Source organism: Mesorhizobium sp. URHB0026 (assembly GCF_054059755.1).
Window position 1 is genome coordinate 1,042,823 of the sequence record NZ_JBSSCN010000001.1, and the last position, 17,245, is coordinate 1,060,067.

Here is a 17,245-nt window from a genome sequence, read left to right on the forward strand (position 1 = left end):
TCACTCCAATAGAGAGGGGGCGCTACCATGGCCCAGTCATTACCCAGTATCGTTTCCGGTGAAGGCGGCCTCAGCCGCTATCTGGAAGAAATCCGCCGCTTTCCCATGCTTCAGCCGCAGGAAGAGTATATGCTCGCCAAGCGTTACGCCGAGCATGAAGACACTACGGCCGCGCACAAGCTCGTCACCAGCCATTTGAGGCTCGTCGCCAAGATCGCCATGGGCTATCGCGGCTATGGCCTGCCGATCGGCGAAGTGATCTCGGAAGGCAATGTCGGCCTCATGCAGGCCGTCAAGAAATTCGAACCCGAGCGTGGTTTCCGCCTCGCCACCTACGCCATGTGGTGGATCAAGGCCTCGATCCAGGAATACATCCTGCGCTCGTGGAGCCTGGTCAAGATGGGCACGACCGCCAACCAGAAGCGTCTGTTCTTCAATCTCCGCAAGGTGAAGGGCAAGATCCAGGCGCTGGACGATGGCGACCTCAAGCCCGACCAGATCGCCGAAATCGCGACGCGGCTGAACGTTTCCGAGGCCGAAGTGGTGTCGATGAACCGCCGCCTGTCCGGCGACGCGTCACTCAACGCGCCGATCCGGGCGACGGAAGGCGAGTCCGGCGAATGGCAGGACTGGCTGGTCGACGACCACGAAAGCCAGGAAGAGATGCTGATCGAGCAGGACGAGCTGGAAAACCGGCGCGGCATGCTGTCGGGCGCTCTCGCCGTGCTCAACGATCGCGAGCGGCGCATCTTCGAGGCGCGCCGCCTCGCCGAGGAGCCGCTGACGCTCGAGGAACTGTCGGCCGAGTTCGACATCAGCCGCGAGCGCGTGCGGCAGATCGAGGTGCGCGCCTTCGAGAAGGTGCAGGATGCGGTCAAGGCCGCCGCCAAGCGCCAGATGCAGGCGCTGCGCACCATCGAGGCACAGCCGGCGGCTTAAAGCCGGCTTTGGGCAGGAAATAGCAGGGCGGCGTCAGGAAACTGGCGCCGCCTTTTTGTTGGCGAAGCCGCCGACGCAGCGCCTTTCTCCCCGTCACTACACGGGGAGAAATGTCCGGCAGGACAATGAGGGGCGGCGCTGAGGTTGCCAGGTTCTTGCCGGAGCAACAGCACATGCCGGTCATCATCATCAATGCTGGCGCCGCCCCTCATCCGGCTGCCGCCACCTTCTCCCCTTATAGGGGCGGGGAGAAGGGACTAAACCTCACAGCCCGTCCAGCGGGAATTTGAGGTAGCGCCGGCCATTGGCTTCCGGCTCCGGCAGCCGCCCGCCATTGATGTTGATCTGCAGTGCATGCAGGATCAGCCGCGGCATCGGCAATGTGCGATCGCGCGCCTCGCGTAGCGCGACGAACTCGGCCTCTGTACGCGCGGCGACCAGGTGGATGTTGGTCGCCTTCTGTGCCGCGACCGTGCTTTCCCACATCGGTTCTCGCCCGCCAGCCTGGTAATCATGGCCGACGAACAGCCGGGTTTCCTCCGGCAAGGCCAGGATGCCTTGGACGGAGCGCCACAACCGCGCGGCGCTTCCACCGGGAAAATCCGTCCTTGCCGTGCCGCTGTCGGGCATGAACAGCGTGTCGTGGATGAAGCCGGCGTCGCCGATCACATACGTAATCGATGCCAATGTATGTCCAGGCGAGAACAGCACCCTGACCGGAAGGGTTCCGATCCGGAAGGTCTCACCCTCGGCGAACAGCCTGTCCCACTGTGAGCCGTCAGCCGGAAAGTCCGGCCAGTTATAGATCACTTTCCACAGTGCCTGGACGTCGACGACCTTGTCGCCGATCGCCATCGGCGCTCCAGTCTTCTGTTTCAGGTAATGCGCCGCCGAGAAATGGTCGGCGTGGGGATGGGTATCGAGGATCCACTCAAGTTCCAGCCCGTTTTCCCCAATGAAGTCGAGCAAGCTATCCGCGCTCATCGTACTGGTCGCGCCGGATTTTTCATCGAAGTCGAGGATCGGATCGATAATGGCGCATCGCTTCGTCGCCGGGTCTGCGACGACATACTGGATGGCCCCGGTCGGCTTGTCATAAAAGCCGCTGACCTGCGGCTTCGCCAAAGCTATCTGCACGTCCGGCTTCCCCAAACCTAGCCGGCAGAAACGATTTTCTCCGCCGGAACCCACCGTGAGCATCGTTGTCCGCCCCGACGAACCAGTCAAGCGTGACTTGGTTCGCAGGAGCGGAAAGCCGGAAACTATTCCGACGTACCGGCTTAGGCGGAGGGCTGCTTGGTTTTCCTGAGATAGGGCAGGATCGTCTCGTAGGCGCCGAAGCGCTTGATCGCATCCTCGTTGGAAACGGCGGCGGTGATGATGACGTCCTCACCCTGTTTCCAGTTCGCCGGCGTCGCCACCTGATGCTTGGCGGTAAGCTGCATGGAATCGACCGCCCGCAGGATCTCGTCGAAGTTGCGCCCCGTGGTCATCGGGTAGGTCAGCACCAGCTTTATCTTCTTGTCCGGCCCGATGACGTAGACCGAGCGTACGGTGGCGTTGTCGGCGGGTGTGCGGCCTTCCGAGGTTTCGCCGGCGCCGCCTGGCAGCATGTCATAAAGCTTGGCGACCTTGAGGTCCTTGTCGCCGATGAGCGGGTAATGCACCGAATGGCCGGTCGCCGTCTTGATGTCATCCTGCCATTTGCCATGGCTTTCGACCGGGTCGACCGAAATGCCGATGATCTTGACGTTGCGCTTCTTGAACTCGCCCTCGAGCCCCGCCATCGTGCCAAGCTCGGTCGTGCAGACCGGCGTGAAATTCTTCGGATGGCTGAACAGGATCGCCCAGCCGTCGCCGATCCAGTCATGGAATTTGATGGCTCCCTGCGTGGTGTCGGCGGTGAAGTCCGGCGCGATATCGTTGATACGAAGACTCATGACCTATCCCTACCCCTTGTGAATGTGGCCGGTATCTTCGCCGCCCGGCGCCCGGCACCTAATCGTAGCACCGCAGCGCGACTGATTAAACGCTGGAGATGACGGTCCTTCACTCGATGCGCAAAAAATTTTTCCACACACGCGGGATCAGGGCCAAAAATTACGACGTGATTGATATCGGGCATGAGACAAGCGGCAGGAATCGGCAAAGACGCCTCAGGCCTTGTTGATTGCCAGCGTCGCCGTCAAATCTTCCATGCGCTGCGCCAAGGCGCCGAGCGCGCTGGTCAGCACGCTGTCGCTCTTGTCGGCCTTGGTCAGCGCCTCGTCGCGCGTCTTGCGCAAGGTCAGCACTTCGCTTTCCATGCCCTTGACGCGCTTCTGCAACTCCGAAAGCTCGTCCATCACCATGATGCCGGCCATGACGGTCAGCCGCTGGTCACCGATCTCGCCGAAAGAATCCTTCAGATGCGAGACATAGCGGTCGAAGCGCTCGGCGAGATCGATCAGATGCTCTTCCTGGCCCTCGTCGCAGGCCATGCGGTACTGCTTGCCGTCGATTGAAACCGTGACCTGTGCCATCGGGCCAGCTCCTATCTGTCCAACACGGCGCGGATGGTTTCCATCGCGGTCACCAGTCTTCGCGACACTTCCTTGTTGGCGTCTTCCAGCCGTTCGGCGCGCGCTTCGGAATTGTCGAGTTCCTGCGCCAACCGCGAGCGGTCGGCATTCATCCGCTGCACTTCGGCCTCGGCTTCCGAATAGTCGCGTTCATGCTCGAGCTTGGCCGCGACGGCGTTTTCCAGCCCTTCGATGGCCTTGCTCAGCCTGGCGATTACTTCCTTGAGCGTGGTTTCCCCGGTCATGGCTTCGTCCTGTGCCCTGCCCATCACCGAATCGTTCGCGTTCAGAACGCGTTATCCCGGAAACATTAGGCACCGGGTGAAGGCAACGTCAATAAAGCTCTCGCGACTGTCCCCCGCTAACGCTAAAGTAGATCCGCCGCCGACATCACAAGACCGGCAAATCTGCACCCGATTTGTTGACTAAAAGCCCGCGCCTGCTATGTGTCGCGCACCCTTTTCAAGGGCTCTCCCAAGCCCCCAAACCCCCACCCTGGAGGTACCATGACGTCGCGTGAACAACATGACCGGATGGCCAATGCGATCCGTTTTCTCTCCATGGATGCAGTCGAGAAGGCGAATTCTGGCCATCCCGGCCTGCCCATGGGCTGCGCCGACATTGCCACGGTGCTGTTCACCCGCTTCCTGAAATACGACCCCAAGGCCCCGCATTGGGCCGACCGTGACCGCTTCATCCTGTCGGCGGGCCATGGTTCGATGCTGCTCTATTCGTTGCTGCACCTGACCGGCTACGAAGACATGACCATCGACCAGATCAAACACTTCCGCCAGTTGGGCTCGAAAACCGCCGGCCATCCCGAATATGGCCATGCCACCGGCATCGAGACCACGACCGGCCCGCTCGGCCAGGGCCTCGCCAATTCGGTCGGCTTCGCGCTCGGCGAGCGCATCATGAACGCCGCCTTCGGCAACGACCTTGTCGACCACTACACCTATGTGTTGGCCGGCGACGGCTGCCTGATGGAAGGTGTTTCCCAGGAAGCCATCGCCCTTGCCGGTCACCTCAAGCTCAACAAGCTGATTGTTTTCTGGGACAACAACAACATCTCGATCGACGGTCCGGTCTCGCTTGCCGACAACACCGACCAGGTCGCGCGCTTCCAGGCCTCCGGTTGGAACGCCAGCCACATCGACGGCACCGATCCGGAAGCGATCGCCTATGCCATCGAGGCCGCCCGCCATTCCGACAAGCCGACGATGATCGCCTGCAAGACGACCATCGGCTTCGGTGCCCCGACCAAGGCCGGCACCAACAAGGCGCATGGCTCGCCGCTCGGCCCAGATGAGATCGCTGGCGCGCGCAAGTTCTTCAACTGGGACTCGCCGCCCTTCGAGATCCCGGCTGACATTCTCGACGCCTGGCGCACGGCCGGCAAGGCCGGCGTCAAGGCGCGCACGGACTGGGAAGGCCGCCTGGCCAAGGCCGATCCGAAGCTGAAGGCCGAGTTCGAGCGCCGTACCAGTGGCAAGCTGCCGGCGAATTTCGACTCCGTCATCGCCGACTACAAGAAGAAGCTTTCAGCCGACAAGCCGAAGGTCGCGACCCGCAAATCGTCGGAAATGGCGCTGGAAGTCATCAATGGCGCGGTGCCGGAAACCATCGGCGGCTCGGCCGACCTGACCGGCTCCAACAACACCAAGACCAGCCAGACCAAGAACATCACGCCGGACGATTACGGCCAGCGCTATGTCCATTACGGCATCCGGGAACACGGCATGGCTGCCGCGATCAACGGCCTGACGCTGCATGGCGGCCTCATTGCCTATGGCGGTACCTTCATGTGCTTCTCCGACTATGCCCGCCCCTCGATGCGGCTTGCCTCGCTGATGGGCATCCGCTCGATCTTCGTCATGACCCATGATTCCATCGGTCTGGGCGAAGACGGGCCGACCCACCAGCCGGTCGAGCACATGGCCGCCCTGCGCGCCATTCCCAACCACAATGTGTTCCGTCCGGCCGACGCGGTGGAAACCGCCGAATGCTGGCAGATCGCGCTCGAATCCGAAAAGACGCCGTCGACCCTGGCGCTGACCCGCCAGAACCTGCCGACGGTGCGCACCGAGTTCACCGAAAAGAACCTGAGCAGCCAGGGGGCCTATGAACTCGCCGCCGCCAGCGGCGAGGCCGCTGTGACGATCTTCGCCACCGGTTCCGAGGTCGAGATCGCGCTTGGCGCCCGCGACCTTCTGGAAAAGCATGGTCACCCGACCCGTGTCGTCTCGGTGCCCTGCTTCGAACTGTTCGATAAGCAGAGCGACGCCTATCGCAAGAAGACGATCGGCGACGCACCGATCAAGATGGCGATCGAGGCCGGCATCCGCCAGGGCTGGGATCATCTCATCGGCTCGGACGGCATCTTCATCGGCATGACCGGCTTCGGTGCGAGCGGTACGATCGAACAGCTTTATCCGCATTTCGGCATCACAGCCGAGGCGGCTGCCAAGGCGGCGGAAGCCCGCCTGCAAGGCAGATGAGGCCTGGCATGTCGCCCAAAAGTGTATCGCGATTTGGGACAACGACATGCACGAAACAAAATACCCGACGAGATCGCGTGAAAAGCGGTTTCGCCGGGCTGGCTAAACCTAATCGATTTAAATTCAGTCCGCCGCGGCTGGATTCTTTGCCCATCCGCCGCTATGAAGCTGCGGACCAATCGTCTGCCCTCCAGCTCCCCGGGAGAGAAAAATGACTGTCAGAGTTGCCATCAACGGATTTGGCCGCATCGGCCGCAACATCCTGCGCGCCATCCATGAGTCCGGCCGCAAGGACATCGATGTCGTCGCCGTCAACGATCTTGGCCCGGTCGAGACCAACGCCCACCTGCTGCGCTTTGACAGCGTGCACGGCCGCTTTCCGCATGAAGTGTCGGTCGACGGCGACCAGATCACCGTCGGCAAGGAAAAGTTCAAGGTCACCGCGATCAAGGATCCGACGCAGTTGCCGTGGAAGGAACTCGGCATCGACATCGCGCTCGAATGCACCGGCATCTTCACCGCCCGCGACAAGGCAGCCGCGCACCTGACCGCCGGCGCCAAGCGCGTGCTGGTCTCGGCGCCCGCCGACGGCGCTGACTTGACCGTCGTCTACGGCATCAACCACGACAAGCTGACCAAGGACCACATCGTCATCTCGAATGCGTCCTGCACCACCAACTGCCTGGCGCCGCTGGCGGCCGTCCTGCATGAGACGGTCGGCATCGAAAAGGGCATGATGACGACGATCCATTCCTACACGGGCGACCAGCCGACGCTGGACACCATGCACAAGGATCTCTACCGCGCCCGCGCCGCCGCCCTGTCGCAGATCCCGACCTCGACCGGCGCCGCCAAGGCGATCGGCCTCGTCCTGCCCGACCTCAAGGGCAAGCTCGACGGCATCTCGATCCGCGTGCCGACGCCGAACGTCTCGGTCGTCGACTTCAAGTTCATCGCCAAGCGCTCGACCACGGTGCAGGAAATCAACGAGGCGGTCATCGCCGCCTCCAACGGCAAGCTGAAGGGCATCCTCGGCGTCACCCATCACCCGAACGTGTCGATCGACTTCAATCACGATCCGCGTTCCTCGATCATGGCGCTCGACCAGACCAAGGTGATGGACGGCAACTTCGTTTCGGTGCTGTCCTGGTACGACAATGAATGGGGCTTTTCCAACCGCATGGGCGACACCGCCGTCGCTTTCGGCAAGACCATCGCCTGATCGAAGATCGATCTTCCCGACACTCGAAACGCCCGGCTTCGTCCGGGCGTTTTCATCTGCCGGAGCAGCAGCGCGAAAATCGGCGGCGCCGGGCAAAAAACCACCCTCCCGCCTTGCACTGGTCACGCCTTCGCCCCACTCTGCCGCGAAGCCAGGAGGCAGAGGAATTCGAGGGGCAAATCACGGATGGAGCATGCGATCTATCTCGTTACGCTGGTCGGCACGGCGCTTGTTGTCGCAGCGGCGTTTTCGAGCCTGATCGCCTTCCGCTTTGGCGCCCCGCTCCTGCTCCTGTTTCTGTGCATCGGGCTCGCCACTGGAACCGACGGCCTCGGCATCCAGTTCGACAATGCCCGCATCGCTTATTTTGCTGGCTCACTGGCGCTCGCCGTCATCCTGTTCGATTCCGGTTTCGGCACGCCGCTCAACGCCCTGCGGCAGGCGGCAGGACCAGCCCTGTCGCTGGCGACCTTCGGCGTCCTTCTCACCACCGGTCTGTTCGGCGCCGCCGCCTACTACCTGCTCGACCTCAGCTGGCTGGAATCCTTCCTGCTCGGCGCAGCCGTCGCTTCGACCGACGCGGCGGCGGTGTTCTTCCTGCTGCGCGCCGGCGAGATCAATCTGCGCGAGCGCGTGCGCTCCACGCTCGAGGTTGAATCGGGCACCAATGATCCGATCGCCATCTTCCTGACCATCACGCTGGTCGAGATCATCGCCGCCCACGCCAACCCCGAAGCCAATGTCCTGGTCACCAATCTGATCCTCGGCTTCCTCATAAACATGGGGCTTGGCGCGATCGTCGGCGTGCTTGGCGGCCTCGCCATCGTGCGCCTGGTCGATCGGCTCAACCTCGACCATGGCCTGCTGCCGATCTTCGTGCTGACCTTGTCCTTGATGGTCTTTGCCGCCGCCGGTGCCATCGGCGGCTCCGGCTTCCTGGCGGTCTATATCGCCGGGCTCATCGCCGGCAATTCCGACATCCGCGCTGTCACCATCCTGAAGCGCTTCCAGGACGGCATGTCGTGGCTGGCGCAGATCATTATGTTCCTCATCCTCGGCCTGTTCGCGACGCCCTCGCAATTTCCGGCGATCATGGTGCCTGCGATAGCGCTTGGCCTGTTCCTGATGTTCGTCGCCCGTCCTGTCGCGGTCTGGCTCTGCCTTGTCCCCTTCCGCCTGCCGCGTCCCGAAGTCGCCTTTGTCTCCTGGGTCGGCCTGCGCGGCGCCGTATCCATCCTGCTCGCCATCACACCGCTGCTCGGCGGGCTGGAAAACGGCCGCACCATCTTCAACGCCGCCTTCATCATCGTTCTGGTGTCCCTGGTCATCCAGGGCTGGACCGTCGGCCCGCTGGCGCGACGCCTCGGCCTGATCGTGCCGGCCCGGCTCGGACCGCTGGACAAGGTCGAACTGGAACTGCCCGGCTCCGCGCATCACGAACTCCTTGCCTATCGTGTGGCGCCGGGCAGTCCGGTGGCGCGCGGCGAACGCATCCCGCGCTGGGCGCGGCCCTCGCTGGTGCTGCGTGACGGCCGCTCGATGCGTTTCCAGGACATGGGCCGGCTCGCCGCCGGCGATCAGGTCTACATCTTCGTGCCCGATCGCTATCCCCGCCTGCTCGACAAGCTGTTCGCCAGCCGGGCCGTCGTCGATCCGGAGGATGCTGATTTCTTCGGCGCCTTCGCCGTCGATCCGGCGCGTTCCGCCGCCGAACTGGAAGCCGCCTATGCGCCCGGTCTCAGCGAGGCCGAGCAGAAACAGACCGTCGGTGCGCTGGTCACCGCGCGGCTCGGCGGCCATGCCGAATATGCCGACCGCGTGCTGCTTGGTCCGATCGAGCTGATTGTGCGCGACGTCGACGACAAGGGCAAAATCACCGGGCTCGGCCTGTCCTTCGAGCCGACCGCGCCGGTGGCGCGCGTGCCTGTGTTCCTGAGCGCCGGCGAGATCGGCGACCGTCTCACCGCCTTTATCCGCAACTGGCGCAAGCCGGCTGGGGCGCGGGGGGCAACACAGGCGGATGACGCCCCTGAGCCCCCGGTCGAGAAAGCGTCGGCCGAAAGCTGACGCGGGCGACCGTTCGCCCCGCCCGACATAGGCCGGGCGGTCTTCACGGACTTATGTCCCCGTCCGCCTCAAAATTTCGCACCTGGCCCCAGCCAAGCCTTGCATCGTCGTTGATGCGAGGTATGGTCCCGGCGATTTCAGACGAAAAGGAACCGGCATGGCTGTCTTCAAGACACTGGACGATATCGGCAACATCAGCGGCAAGCGCGTGCTGGTGCGCGTCGACCTCAACGTTCCCGTCACCGAGGGCAAGGTCTCCGACGCCACCCGCATCGAACGCATCGCGCCAACTATCGCCGAATTGTCCGGCAAGGGCGCCAAGGTCATCCTGCTCGCCCATTTCGGTCGGCCCAAGGATGGTCCCTCGCCCGAATTCTCGCTAGAGCCCATCGCCAGGGCGACGGCCGAGGTGCTCGGCCGTCCCGTTGCATTCGCCTCCGACTGCATCGGCGACACGGCAGGCAGCGCTGTCGCCGCCATGGACAAGGGCGACGTGCTGCTCCTGGAAAACACCCGCTTCTACAAGGCCGAAGAGAAGAACGATTCCGCTTTTACCGAACGGCTCGCCGCCAATGGCGACATCTTCGTCAACGATGCCTTTTCCGCCGCCCACCGTGCCCATTCGTCAACTGAAGGGCTGGCGCACCTCTTGCCGTCCTTCGCCGGCCGCACCATGCAGGCCGAACTCGAGGCCCTGGAAAAGGGCCTGGGTAACCCGGTCCGTCCGGTCGTTGCCATCGTCGGCGGCGCCAAGGTCTCGACGAAGATCGACCTGTTGATGAACCTGGTGAAGAAGGTCGATGCGCTGGTCATCGGCGGCGGCATGGCCAACACCTTTCTCGCCGCGCGCGGCACCGATGTCGGCAAGTCACTGTGTGAGCACGACTTGGCTCCGACCGCCAAGCAGATCATGATCGAAGCGGCAGAGGCCGGCTGCGCCATAATCCTGCCGGTCGACGGCGTCGTCGCCAAGGAATTCAAGGCGGGTGCGGCCTGCGAGACCGTCGCCATCTCGGACGTGCCGGCCGATGGCATGATCCTCGATGTCGGCGCCAGGACCGTGACGACGATCGGCGAGTGGATCGACCGCGCCGCGACGCTGGTCTGGAACGGGCCGCTCGGCGCCTTCGAGATCGAGCCGTTCGATCACGCCACGGTGGCGGCGGCCAGGCATGCGGCAGCGCGCACAAAGGCAGGCAAGCTGGTTTCGGTCGCCGGCGGCGGCGATACCGTGGCTGCGTTGAACCACGCCGGTGTCGCTGACGACTTCACCTATGTCTCGACCGCCGGCGGCGCCTTCCTGGAATGGATGGAAGGCAAGCCATTGCCCGGCGTGGACGTGCTGAAGCGCTGAGGGCGCCACGGCTCACCGGCAATTCGATCAACTCGAAGGGAACTGGCGGCAGCGCCGGCCACTTTCGCTCGATTCGAGCTTTCCGGCGTCATTCCTTTGGCGGTAGTGTCGTGCTGGCCGATACCAACCGGTTAGGAGAAGCATGATGAGCGAACGTCTCGAAGACATTGCCGCGGCGATTGTGGCCGACGGCAAGGGCCTGCTGGCCGCTGATGAAAGCTCCGGCACGATCAAGAAGCGCTTCGACGTCATCGGCGTCGAGTCTACCCCCGACAGCCGCCGCGATTACCGCGAGATGATGTTCCGCGCCAAGGACGCGATGGCCAAATACATTTCCGGCGTTATCCTCTATGACGAAACCATTCGCCAGAAGGCCGCCGACGGCACTCCGCTGGTCGATATCATCAAGGCGGCAGGCGCCATTCCAGGCATCAAGGTCGATGCCGGCGCCAAGCCGCTGGCCGGCTTTCCCGGCGACACCATTACCGAGGGCCTCGACGGCCTGCGCGAGCGGCTTGCCGACTATTACAAGCTCGGGGCCCGCTTCGCCAAATGGCGCGCGGTGATCGACATCGATACCGGCAAGGGCGTGCCTTCGGTCACTTCGATCAACTCGAACACCCATGCGCTTGCCCGCTATGCGGCACTTTGCCAGGAGGCCGGCATCGTGCCGATCGTCGAGCCCGAAGTGCTGATGGACGGCGCTCACGACATCGACACTTGTTTTGAGGTCTCCAAGGCGACGCTGATAAAGCTCTATGACGAGCTCCACGCTGCCGGTGTCGTCCTCGAAGGCACGATCCTGAAGCCCAACATGGTGCTTTCTGGCAAGAAGTCCGGCACGGTGGACAGTCCTGAGCAAGTCGCGGAGAAGACGATAAAACTGTTCCGCGAGACGGTGCCGGCCGCGGTGCCGGGCATTGCCTTCCTCTCGGGCGGCCAGGAGGACGAGGAGGCGACCGCCAACCTCAATGCCATCAACGCCATCGGCCAGCATCCGTGGAAGCTGACTTTCTCCTATGGCCGCGCGCTGCAGGCCGCCCCGCAGAAGGCATGGAGCGGCAAGCCCTCGAACATCGCCGCCGGCCAGGCCGCCTTCACCCACCGCGCCCACATGAACCACCTGGCGGCACTTGGGAAATGGAAGGCGAGCCTGGAACAGGCTGCCTGAAGCCCCTGCTATCCTTCCCTTCAAACCCGGGCCGACATGCCCGGGTTTTGTTTTGGCGCACCGGCCTTGGGTCAAGGCATCCGAATTCTTATTTTCTCCGGGCATTCCTGACAGCGGCGATGTCGGGGCGAGCCCATCCCGTACGTCCTTGGGGTGCAGACAGGGAGAAGTTCATGCATCGCAACAAGGTCGTTTCGCGCGAAGAATGGTTCGAGGCTCATAAGGCACATCTGGCCCGCGAGAAGGAACTGACGCGGCTTCGCGAGCGCGTCGCGGCCGAGCGGCGCGAACTGCCCTGGTTGAAAATCCGCAAGGACTACGTCTTCGAGACCGAACGGGGGCCGAAGAAACTTGCCGATCTGTTTGGCGCCAACAGCCAGCTGATCGTCTACCATTTCATGTTCGTGCCGGGCTGCGTCAATCATTGCGAAGGCTGCTCCTTTCTTGCCGATCATATCGACGGTGCCAACCAGCACCTCATGCACCACGACGTATCGCTGGTCGTGATCTCGCGCGCGCCGCTGGAAGAGCTTCTAGCCTACAAGCAGCGCATGGGCTGGAAGTTCGACTGGGTGTCGTCCTATGCGTCTGATTTCAACTTCGATATGCAGGTTTCCTTCACCGACAGGCAGATCGCGGCTGGCGACACCACCTACAATTTCGAGACCCGACCCCGGACATCGAAGGAGCTTCCGGGCGCCAGCGTTTTCTACAGGGACGAGAACGGCGACATTTTCCTGACCTTCGTTTCGCGTGCCCGCGGCGGCGAACAACTGATCGGCGCCTACCACTATCTGGACCTGACGCCGAAGGGCCGCGATGAGACCGGCCTCTACCGCAATCTGATGGATTGGGTGCGGCTTCATGACGAATATGCAGGCGAGCCGCAAGCGGAGCGCGATTGCCACGATGGCTGACCAGCAAAAGTGCGGAGCGCCTCCGGAATTGCGTAAAACACAGGGGTAGAGCGTTCGAGGCGATCCTGTTTTCGCCGGAAATGCTCGTTCACCTCTCTCGCGACATGCGTTAAATGCTGGTCGAAAACCAGTTCAATGGACCAGATGCGACGCTTTCCGACCTTCCTCACCTGGCTCGCCTTCCCGATCTATGTCTGGCAGGGATTGGGTGTCCGCCGCCGCACCTCGCGCATGCTGCCGGCGCGGGGACCGGTCATGCACGAGATCTCGGGCCAGCCTCCGGCAATCTCGCTGTTGGTGCTGGGCGATTCCTCCGCCGCCTCGGTCGGCATCGGCAATTCCGAAAACGGACTTGCCGCGCAGCTTGCGGTCATGATTGCGCAGCGCACCGGCAGCGCTGTGCGCTGGCGTGCCGCCGGCTTCAATTCGGCGACATCCGGTCAGATCCGCGACCATGTCCTGCCCAATCTGTCGGCTGATCCGTGGACGCATATCGTGCTCGCCATCGGCACCAACGACACCAAGAACTTTCATTCCGTGCCGCGCTTCAAGAAGGAGTTCGGCGGCCTGCTTTACGCGCTGCGCGCCAAATGGCCGGAGTCGCGCGTGGTATGGTCGCCGGTGCTGGAGTTCACGCGTGCGCCGGCCATGCCGTCGCCGCTCGGCAAGATCCTCGAGATCCGCGCCACCGCGGTGAACCGGATGGGCGAACGGCTCTGCCTGGAGCGCGGCGCGGTGCCGGCGCCGCGCCTGCCGATCACCAACCCCGAGGCCGGTTTTGCTTCCGACGGGTTTCATGCCTCGGAGGCCGGCTACCGGGCTTGGGCGGAACATCTCGTCGGCCCAGTGCTTGCCGACTGAAGAGCGACCGCGCTGTCACCAGGCCCTATGTCAAGTGCCCGAGCACGGCCGCCAGCGAGATCGCCGCCATGGCGAGCAATGCCAATTTCCAGAAGTCGCCGCGGCGCCTGAGCCCCGGCCAGCCGAGCGGCTTGATGAGCTGGATGACCATGAACCCGACGATGACAAGGGCGAGGAGTTTCGTCATGCTGCCTTTGACCAGCAACGCTTGCGCCTGTCAAAGCGGTTCGTTCGGTCTCCGGGAAAGAAAAGGCGCCGCGAACCCGAACTGGAACGCGACGCACGCCTTGACCGCGCAGCAATCTACTTCAGCGGCTTGAGGCCAGCCTCGATCGATGCGCGTTTTGCCTCCAGGAACGGTGGCAGGGCAAGGCTTTCGCCCAACGTCTCCAGCGGCTCGTCGGCGGTGAACCCTGGCCCGTCGGTGGCAATCTCGAACAGGATGCCGTTCGGCTCACGGAAATAGAGCGAGCGGAAGTAATAGCGCTCGACCTCGCCGCTTGACGGCAGCCGGAATTCGGCCAGGCGCCCTGTCCACTGATGCAGCGTCTCCTCGTCTGGCGCCCTGAAGGCGACATGGTGAACCGCACCGGCGCCCTGCCTTGCGGGTGCCAGCCCAGGTTGCACGGCCACATGAAGCTCCGCCGCCGGCCCGCCCGCGCCCATTTCGAAGACGTGGACCTGGCCCTCGCCGTCGGGCGAAGCATAGTCGCGGACCTTGCGCATGTTCATCACCTCGGTCAGCACCGCCTCGGTGTTGGTGATGTCGGGAACACTGATAACGATCGGCCCAAGTCCGCGGATCTGATGCTCGGCCGGTACCGGGCTTTTCGTCCAGGGATGGCTGCCGCCCTTGCCGCCATCGCTGACGAGCCTCAGGCGCTGGCCTTCGGGATCCTCGAAATCCAGCGACTTGTAGCCGCCGACATCGGCAGTCTCTCCTGTCACGATGCCTTCGCTGGCAAGGTGCTGCTTCCACCAGCCAAGGCTCTCCTGGCTGCCGACCCTGAGGCTGGTCCTCGCGATGCTATGGGTGCCGCGCCGTTCGCGGCCGATCGGCCAGTCGAAGAAGGTGAGGTCGGTACCCGGCGTTGCGTCGCCGTCGGCGTAAAAGAGATGGTAGGCCGAGGTATCGTCTTGGTTCACTGTCTTCTTGACCAGCCGCAGCCCCAGCACCTTCGTGTAGAAGTGAAGATTACCGGGCGCATTGGCGGTGATGGCGGTCAGGTGGTGAATTCCTGTCAGTTGCAAGCTCATGGTGGTCTCCCTGTTTTTGGGGAAGAATTTTCCACTTTCATATCAGAACTCCGGTCACTTCGCTGAAGGCCACCTATCCCGACAGTCCGTCACCAAATTATGAACAATACCGCCCCGATTAGCTCTATTTTAATGAACAATCCGCGCTCGCGTGACCCGTCACGACAAGAACGGAACAGTCGCCGCACGACCTGCCATCCTCCTGACAGACTGCTGTCAGGAGGGGTGTGCGATAGTGTCTCCGGTTAGAGAGAGGAGATTGGTCATGAACGGTTTTACCATTCTGCGCGGCATGCAGCATTATGTCGGCAAGATCCGCACGATGCGAAACGAGATCCGGACCCAGCGGTTCATGAACGCGCTTCCCGCCGACATTCGCAAGGATATCGGCTGGCCAGACATGTATGCCGAGCGTCGACATCACGGCAATTGAGACGAAATTTTCAACGCAGCATCTGGATGCTCACGCGTCAGCACCCAGATATCAAATCCGGCGCGCGAGGGATGGAGCGAGCTCATGCCCGATCAGAAGACAATCGGCTTTCTGTTTATCGAAGGTTTTGCCGACTGGGAGTATGGGCTGCTGGCGGCCTCGGCGGTCGAATGGTTCGGCGCTCGCGCCGTATCGCTGACGCCCGACGGCAAGCCGGTGACCGGAATCAGCGGTTTTAAGCTGACGCCAGACCGCTCGGCCAGCATCGATGAGAATACCGATGTCGATGCCGTGGCCGTTATCGGTTCCGACCACTGGGCGAGCAAGGCACCGCCGGATGCTGCCGAACTGCTGATGGCTGTCGCATCGCGCGGCGGTGTCGTTGGTGGCATCTGTGCGGGAACGCTGGCGCTGGCCCGAGCCGGCATGTTCGAGAACGCCAAGCACACCAGCAATGGCCGTGATTGGATCAGCGGTCACGAGCCCGGCTATGCCGGCGACGGCAATTATCAGGATGTGCCACATGCCGTGGCCGACGGCAAAATCGTGTCCGCGCCAGGTTCGGCGCCCGGCACTTTCGCCCTTGCCTTCCTGCAGACGCTCTATCCGGAAAAAGGCAGCGAACTCGCGCAGATGCGGACCATGTTCGCCAAGGAGTATACTGAAGCCTCCTGACAGTATGCTGTCAGGAGGTGCGTGCGATGGTGGGATAATGCGCATGGCCGGCCGAGAGGACGATCTATGAAAAACTGGACCGACAGGCTGAACACGCCTGGTATCAACGGCGTGAAGCCAACGCCGCGCACCGTAGGGGACATTATCGAAGGCCAGCCCATGCTGGTTCCGACCGCGCGCCAGGTCGACGATTTCATCCGCTCCATCCCCGAAGGCGTCGAGATGGACGTTCGCGCGCTGCGCACGGCCCTTGCCATCGAGCATGGCGCCGAAGTGACATGCCCGGTCACCATGGGCTATCATCTGCGTACGGTCGCCGAGGCTGCCAAGGAGGATCTCGAGCGCGGCATGATGCTCAGCGGCGTCGCTCCCTTCTGGCGCGTGCTCGATGCGAAGACGCCGACAACGAGGAAACTGTCCTTCGGCGCGGAATTCGTCGCCGCGCAGCGCAAGCGCGAAGGGCTGAAACCGTAATGCATGTCATGTGGAAGTGGATCCGGTCAGGGAGCCACGGCATGCATGGGAAAAACACTGGGGAAGCAAACGATGCGCCGCGCCGACAGGCTCTTTCAGATTGTGCAGCATCTGCGAGGTGGCCGTCTGGTCACCGCTCAGAAGCTCGGCACATGGCTCGAGGTTTCCGAGCGAACCATCTACCGCGACATAGCCGACCTGCAGTCGACCGGGGTGCCGATCGACGGCGAGGCTGGCGTTGGCTACATGATGAGGGAGGGTTTCGACCTTCCGCCGCTGATGTTCACGCGTGACGAGATCGTGGCGCTGGTGGCAGGCGCACGCATGGTGCGCGCCTTTGGCGGCGCCGCCATGGCGCGGGCCGCCGACGAGGCACTGGTCAAGATCGGTGCCGTGCTGCCCGATGCCGAGAAGGACCGCATTGCCCGCACCGAGATCCACACGCCGATGTGGGTGGTCAGCGATGCCGCCCGCGAGGCGATCGACCTGATCGAGCGCGCGGTCGAAAAGCGCCAGGTGCTGACCATCGACTATTCGGACGAAGCCGGCCGCGGCACCGCGCGCGATATCAGGCCGCTCGGCCTGTGGTTCTGGGGCAAGGTGTGGACGCTGGTCGCCTGGTGCGAGATGCGCGATGATTTCCGCGCCTTCCGCATCGACCGCATTGCCTCCGTGGTCATCGCCGGCCGAATCTTCAAGCCGGAGCGCGGCAAGCAGCTTGCCGATTTCTACCGGGCGGTGGAGCGCAGCGAGGACTACGGCATGGCGCCCGACCGCGCGGCGCGAAGCTGAGACTTGCCGGACCGCACAAAAAAG

At 63.1% G+C, this 17,245-nt stretch carries 18 protein-coding genes; 12 read left to right on the plus strand and 6 right to left on the minus strand.

All coding sequences use genetic code 11. The features are described from left to right. Positions 1 to 27 precede the first annotated feature (27 nt). Positions 28 to 939 (plus strand): RNA polymerase sigma factor RpoH, encoded by a 912-nt coding sequence (gene rpoH, locus ACVWWD_RS05230; protein WP_015315375.1) that lies wholly within the window; start codon positions 28 to 30, stop codon positions 937 to 939. A 264-nt stretch (positions 940 to 1,203) separates the two neighbouring features. Here the strand turns inward: rpoH and ACVWWD_RS05235 are convergent, their stop codons facing one another. The 4 genes from ACVWWD_RS05235 to ACVWWD_RS05250 all read right to left on the minus strand — a co-directional run bounded on the left by ACVWWD_RS05235 (position 1,204) and on the right by ACVWWD_RS05250 (position 3,745). Further along, positions 1,204 to 2,076, minus strand: coding sequence for an MBL fold metallo-hydrolase (locus tag ACVWWD_RS05235; protein ID WP_031248214.1), 873 nt, complete (start codon positions 2,074 to 2,076; stop codon positions 1,204 to 1,206). Between the two features lie 143 nt (positions 2,077 to 2,219). Continuing rightward, complete coding sequence (locus ACVWWD_RS05240; protein WP_352550682.1) at positions 2,220 to 2,879, minus strand: peroxiredoxin; 660 nt, start codon at positions 2,877 to 2,879, stop codon at positions 2,220 to 2,222. Between the two features lie 216 nt (positions 2,880 to 3,095). Further along, the gene (locus tag ACVWWD_RS05245; RefSeq protein WP_140616704.1) at positions 3,096 to 3,461 is read right to left on the minus strand and encodes a cell division protein ZapA; all 366 of its coding nucleotides are present in this window, start codon (positions 3,459 to 3,461) and stop codon (positions 3,096 to 3,098) included. 11 nt (positions 3,462 to 3,472) lie between these two features. Continuing rightward, positions 3,473 to 3,745: a DUF4164 domain-containing protein gene (locus ACVWWD_RS05250; protein WP_015315371.1), complete on the minus strand. Its 273-nt coding sequence runs from the start codon at positions 3,743 to 3,745 to the stop codon at positions 3,473 to 3,475. Positions 3,746 to 4,006: 261 nt separating this feature from the next. Here ACVWWD_RS05250 and tkt point away from each other — a divergent pair, with 261 nt between their 5' ends. The 7 genes from tkt to ACVWWD_RS05285 all read left to right on the plus strand — a co-directional run bounded on the left by tkt (position 4,007) and on the right by ACVWWD_RS05285 (position 13,590). Then, positions 4,007 to 5,998, plus strand: coding sequence for a transketolase (tkt, locus tag ACVWWD_RS05255; protein ID WP_023773986.1), 1,992 nt, complete (start codon positions 4,007 to 4,009; stop codon positions 5,996 to 5,998). A gap of 211 nt (positions 5,999 to 6,209) precedes the next feature. Then, on the plus strand, positions 6,210 to 7,220 hold the full coding sequence (gap, locus tag ACVWWD_RS05260) for a type I glyceraldehyde-3-phosphate dehydrogenase (RefSeq protein ID WP_023773985.1): 1,011 nt from the start codon (positions 6,210 to 6,212) through the stop codon (positions 7,218 to 7,220). Positions 7,221 to 7,406: 186 nt separating this feature from the next. Beyond that, the gene (locus ACVWWD_RS05265) at positions 7,407 to 9,287 is read left to right on the plus strand and encodes a potassium/proton antiporter (protein WP_023784536.1); all 1,881 of its coding nucleotides are present in this window, start codon (positions 7,407 to 7,409) and stop codon (positions 9,285 to 9,287) included. 157 nt (positions 9,288 to 9,444) lie between these two features. Further along, positions 9,445 to 10,641: a phosphoglycerate kinase gene (locus ACVWWD_RS05270; RefSeq protein WP_352550686.1), complete on the plus strand. Its 1,197-nt coding sequence runs from the start codon at positions 9,445 to 9,447 to the stop codon at positions 10,639 to 10,641. A 145-nt stretch (positions 10,642 to 10,786) separates the two neighbouring features. Beyond that, positions 10,787 to 11,812 (plus strand): class I fructose-bisphosphate aldolase, encoded by a 1,026-nt coding sequence (locus ACVWWD_RS05275; protein ID WP_023773982.1) that lies wholly within the window; start codon positions 10,787 to 10,789, stop codon positions 11,810 to 11,812. A 173-nt stretch (positions 11,813 to 11,985) separates the two neighbouring features. Next, on the plus strand, positions 11,986 to 12,729 hold the full coding sequence (locus ACVWWD_RS05280) for a DUF899 domain-containing protein (protein ID WP_352550688.1): 744 nt from the start codon (positions 11,986 to 11,988) through the stop codon (positions 12,727 to 12,729). Between the two features lie 144 nt (positions 12,730 to 12,873). Further along, complete coding sequence (locus ACVWWD_RS05285; RefSeq protein WP_023784533.1) at positions 12,874 to 13,590, plus strand: SGNH/GDSL hydrolase family protein; 717 nt, start codon at positions 12,874 to 12,876, stop codon at positions 13,588 to 13,590. 25 nt (positions 13,591 to 13,615) lie between these two features. Here the strand turns inward: ACVWWD_RS05285 and ACVWWD_RS05290 are convergent, their stop codons facing one another. Further along, complete coding sequence (locus tag ACVWWD_RS05290) at positions 13,616 to 13,777, minus strand: hypothetical protein (protein WP_015315363.1); 162 nt, start codon at positions 13,775 to 13,777, stop codon at positions 13,616 to 13,618. A 116-nt stretch (positions 13,778 to 13,893) separates the two neighbouring features. Then, entirely contained in the window at positions 13,894 to 14,847 is a 954-nt protein-coding gene (locus tag ACVWWD_RS05295) for a ring-cleaving dioxygenase (RefSeq protein WP_457102941.1), read from the minus strand. A gap of 265 nt (positions 14,848 to 15,112) precedes the next feature. On the opposite strand from ACVWWD_RS05295, the gene ACVWWD_RS05300 reads away from it, so the two are divergent. The 4 genes from ACVWWD_RS05300 to ACVWWD_RS05315 all read left to right on the plus strand — a co-directional run bounded on the left by ACVWWD_RS05300 (position 15,113) and on the right by ACVWWD_RS05315 (position 17,221). Next, positions 15,113 to 15,280, plus strand: coding sequence for a hypothetical protein (locus ACVWWD_RS05300; protein WP_015315361.1), 168 nt, complete (start codon positions 15,113 to 15,115; stop codon positions 15,278 to 15,280). A gap of 84 nt (positions 15,281 to 15,364) precedes the next feature. Next, positions 15,365 to 15,955, plus strand: coding sequence for a DJ-1/PfpI family protein (locus tag ACVWWD_RS05305; RefSeq protein WP_352550692.1), 591 nt, complete (start codon positions 15,365 to 15,367; stop codon positions 15,953 to 15,955). 66 nt (positions 15,956 to 16,021) lie between these two features. Then, complete coding sequence (locus ACVWWD_RS05310) at positions 16,022 to 16,429, plus strand: hypothetical protein (protein ID WP_352550694.1); 408 nt, start codon at positions 16,022 to 16,024, stop codon at positions 16,427 to 16,429. A 72-nt stretch (positions 16,430 to 16,501) separates the two neighbouring features. Further along, positions 16,502 to 17,221: a helix-turn-helix transcriptional regulator gene (locus ACVWWD_RS05315; protein WP_013529238.1), complete on the plus strand. Its 720-nt coding sequence runs from the start codon at positions 16,502 to 16,504 to the stop codon at positions 17,219 to 17,221. Positions 17,222 to 17,245 lie beyond the last annotated feature (24 nt).

Coding starts and splice junctions, on each gene's coding strand:
- rpoH (WP_015315375.1), top strand. CDS start 28: ATGGCCCAGTCATTACCCAGTATCGTTTCCGGTGAAGGCGGCCTCAGC.
- ACVWWD_RS05240 (WP_352550682.1), bottom strand. CDS start 2,879: ATGAGTCTTCGTATCAACGATATCGCGCCGGACTTCACCGCCGACACC.
- ACVWWD_RS05245 (WP_140616704.1), bottom strand. CDS start 3,461: ATGGCACAGGTCACGGTTTCAATCGACGGCAAGCAGTACCGCATGGCC.
- ACVWWD_RS05250 (WP_015315371.1), bottom strand. CDS start 3,745: ATGACCGGGGAAACCACGCTCAAGGAAGTAATCGCCAGGCTGAGCAAG.
- tkt (WP_023773986.1), top strand. CDS start 4,007: ATGACGTCGCGTGAACAACATGACCGGATGGCCAATGCGATCCGTTTT.
- gap (WP_023773985.1), top strand. CDS start 6,210: ATGACTGTCAGAGTTGCCATCAACGGATTTGGCCGCATCGGCCGCAAC.
- ACVWWD_RS05265 (WP_023784536.1), top strand. CDS start 7,407: ATGGAGCATGCGATCTATCTCGTTACGCTGGTCGGCACGGCGCTTGTT.
- ACVWWD_RS05270 (WP_352550686.1), top strand. CDS start 9,445: ATGGCTGTCTTCAAGACACTGGACGATATCGGCAACATCAGCGGCAAG.
- ACVWWD_RS05275 (WP_023773982.1), top strand. CDS start 10,787: ATGAGCGAACGTCTCGAAGACATTGCCGCGGCGATTGTGGCCGACGGC.
- ACVWWD_RS05280 (WP_352550688.1), top strand. CDS start 11,986: ATGCATCGCAACAAGGTCGTTTCGCGCGAAGAATGGTTCGAGGCTCAT.
- ACVWWD_RS05285 (WP_023784533.1), top strand. CDS start 12,874: ATGCGACGCTTTCCGACCTTCCTCACCTGGCTCGCCTTCCCGATCTAT.
- ACVWWD_RS05290 (WP_015315363.1), bottom strand. CDS start 13,777: ATGACGAAACTCCTCGCCCTTGTCATCGTCGGGTTCATGGTCATCCAG.
- ACVWWD_RS05295 (WP_457102941.1), bottom strand. CDS start 14,847: ATGAGCTTGCAACTGACAGGAATTCACCACCTGACCGCCATCACCGCC.
- ACVWWD_RS05300 (WP_015315361.1), top strand. CDS start 15,113: ATGAACGGTTTTACCATTCTGCGCGGCATGCAGCATTATGTCGGCAAG.
- ACVWWD_RS05305 (WP_352550692.1), top strand. CDS start 15,365: ATGCCCGATCAGAAGACAATCGGCTTTCTGTTTATCGAAGGTTTTGCC.
- ACVWWD_RS05310 (WP_352550694.1), top strand. CDS start 16,022: ATGAAAAACTGGACCGACAGGCTGAACACGCCTGGTATCAACGGCGTG.
- ACVWWD_RS05315 (WP_013529238.1), top strand. CDS start 16,502: ATGCGCCGCGCCGACAGGCTCTTTCAGATTGTGCAGCATCTGCGAGGT.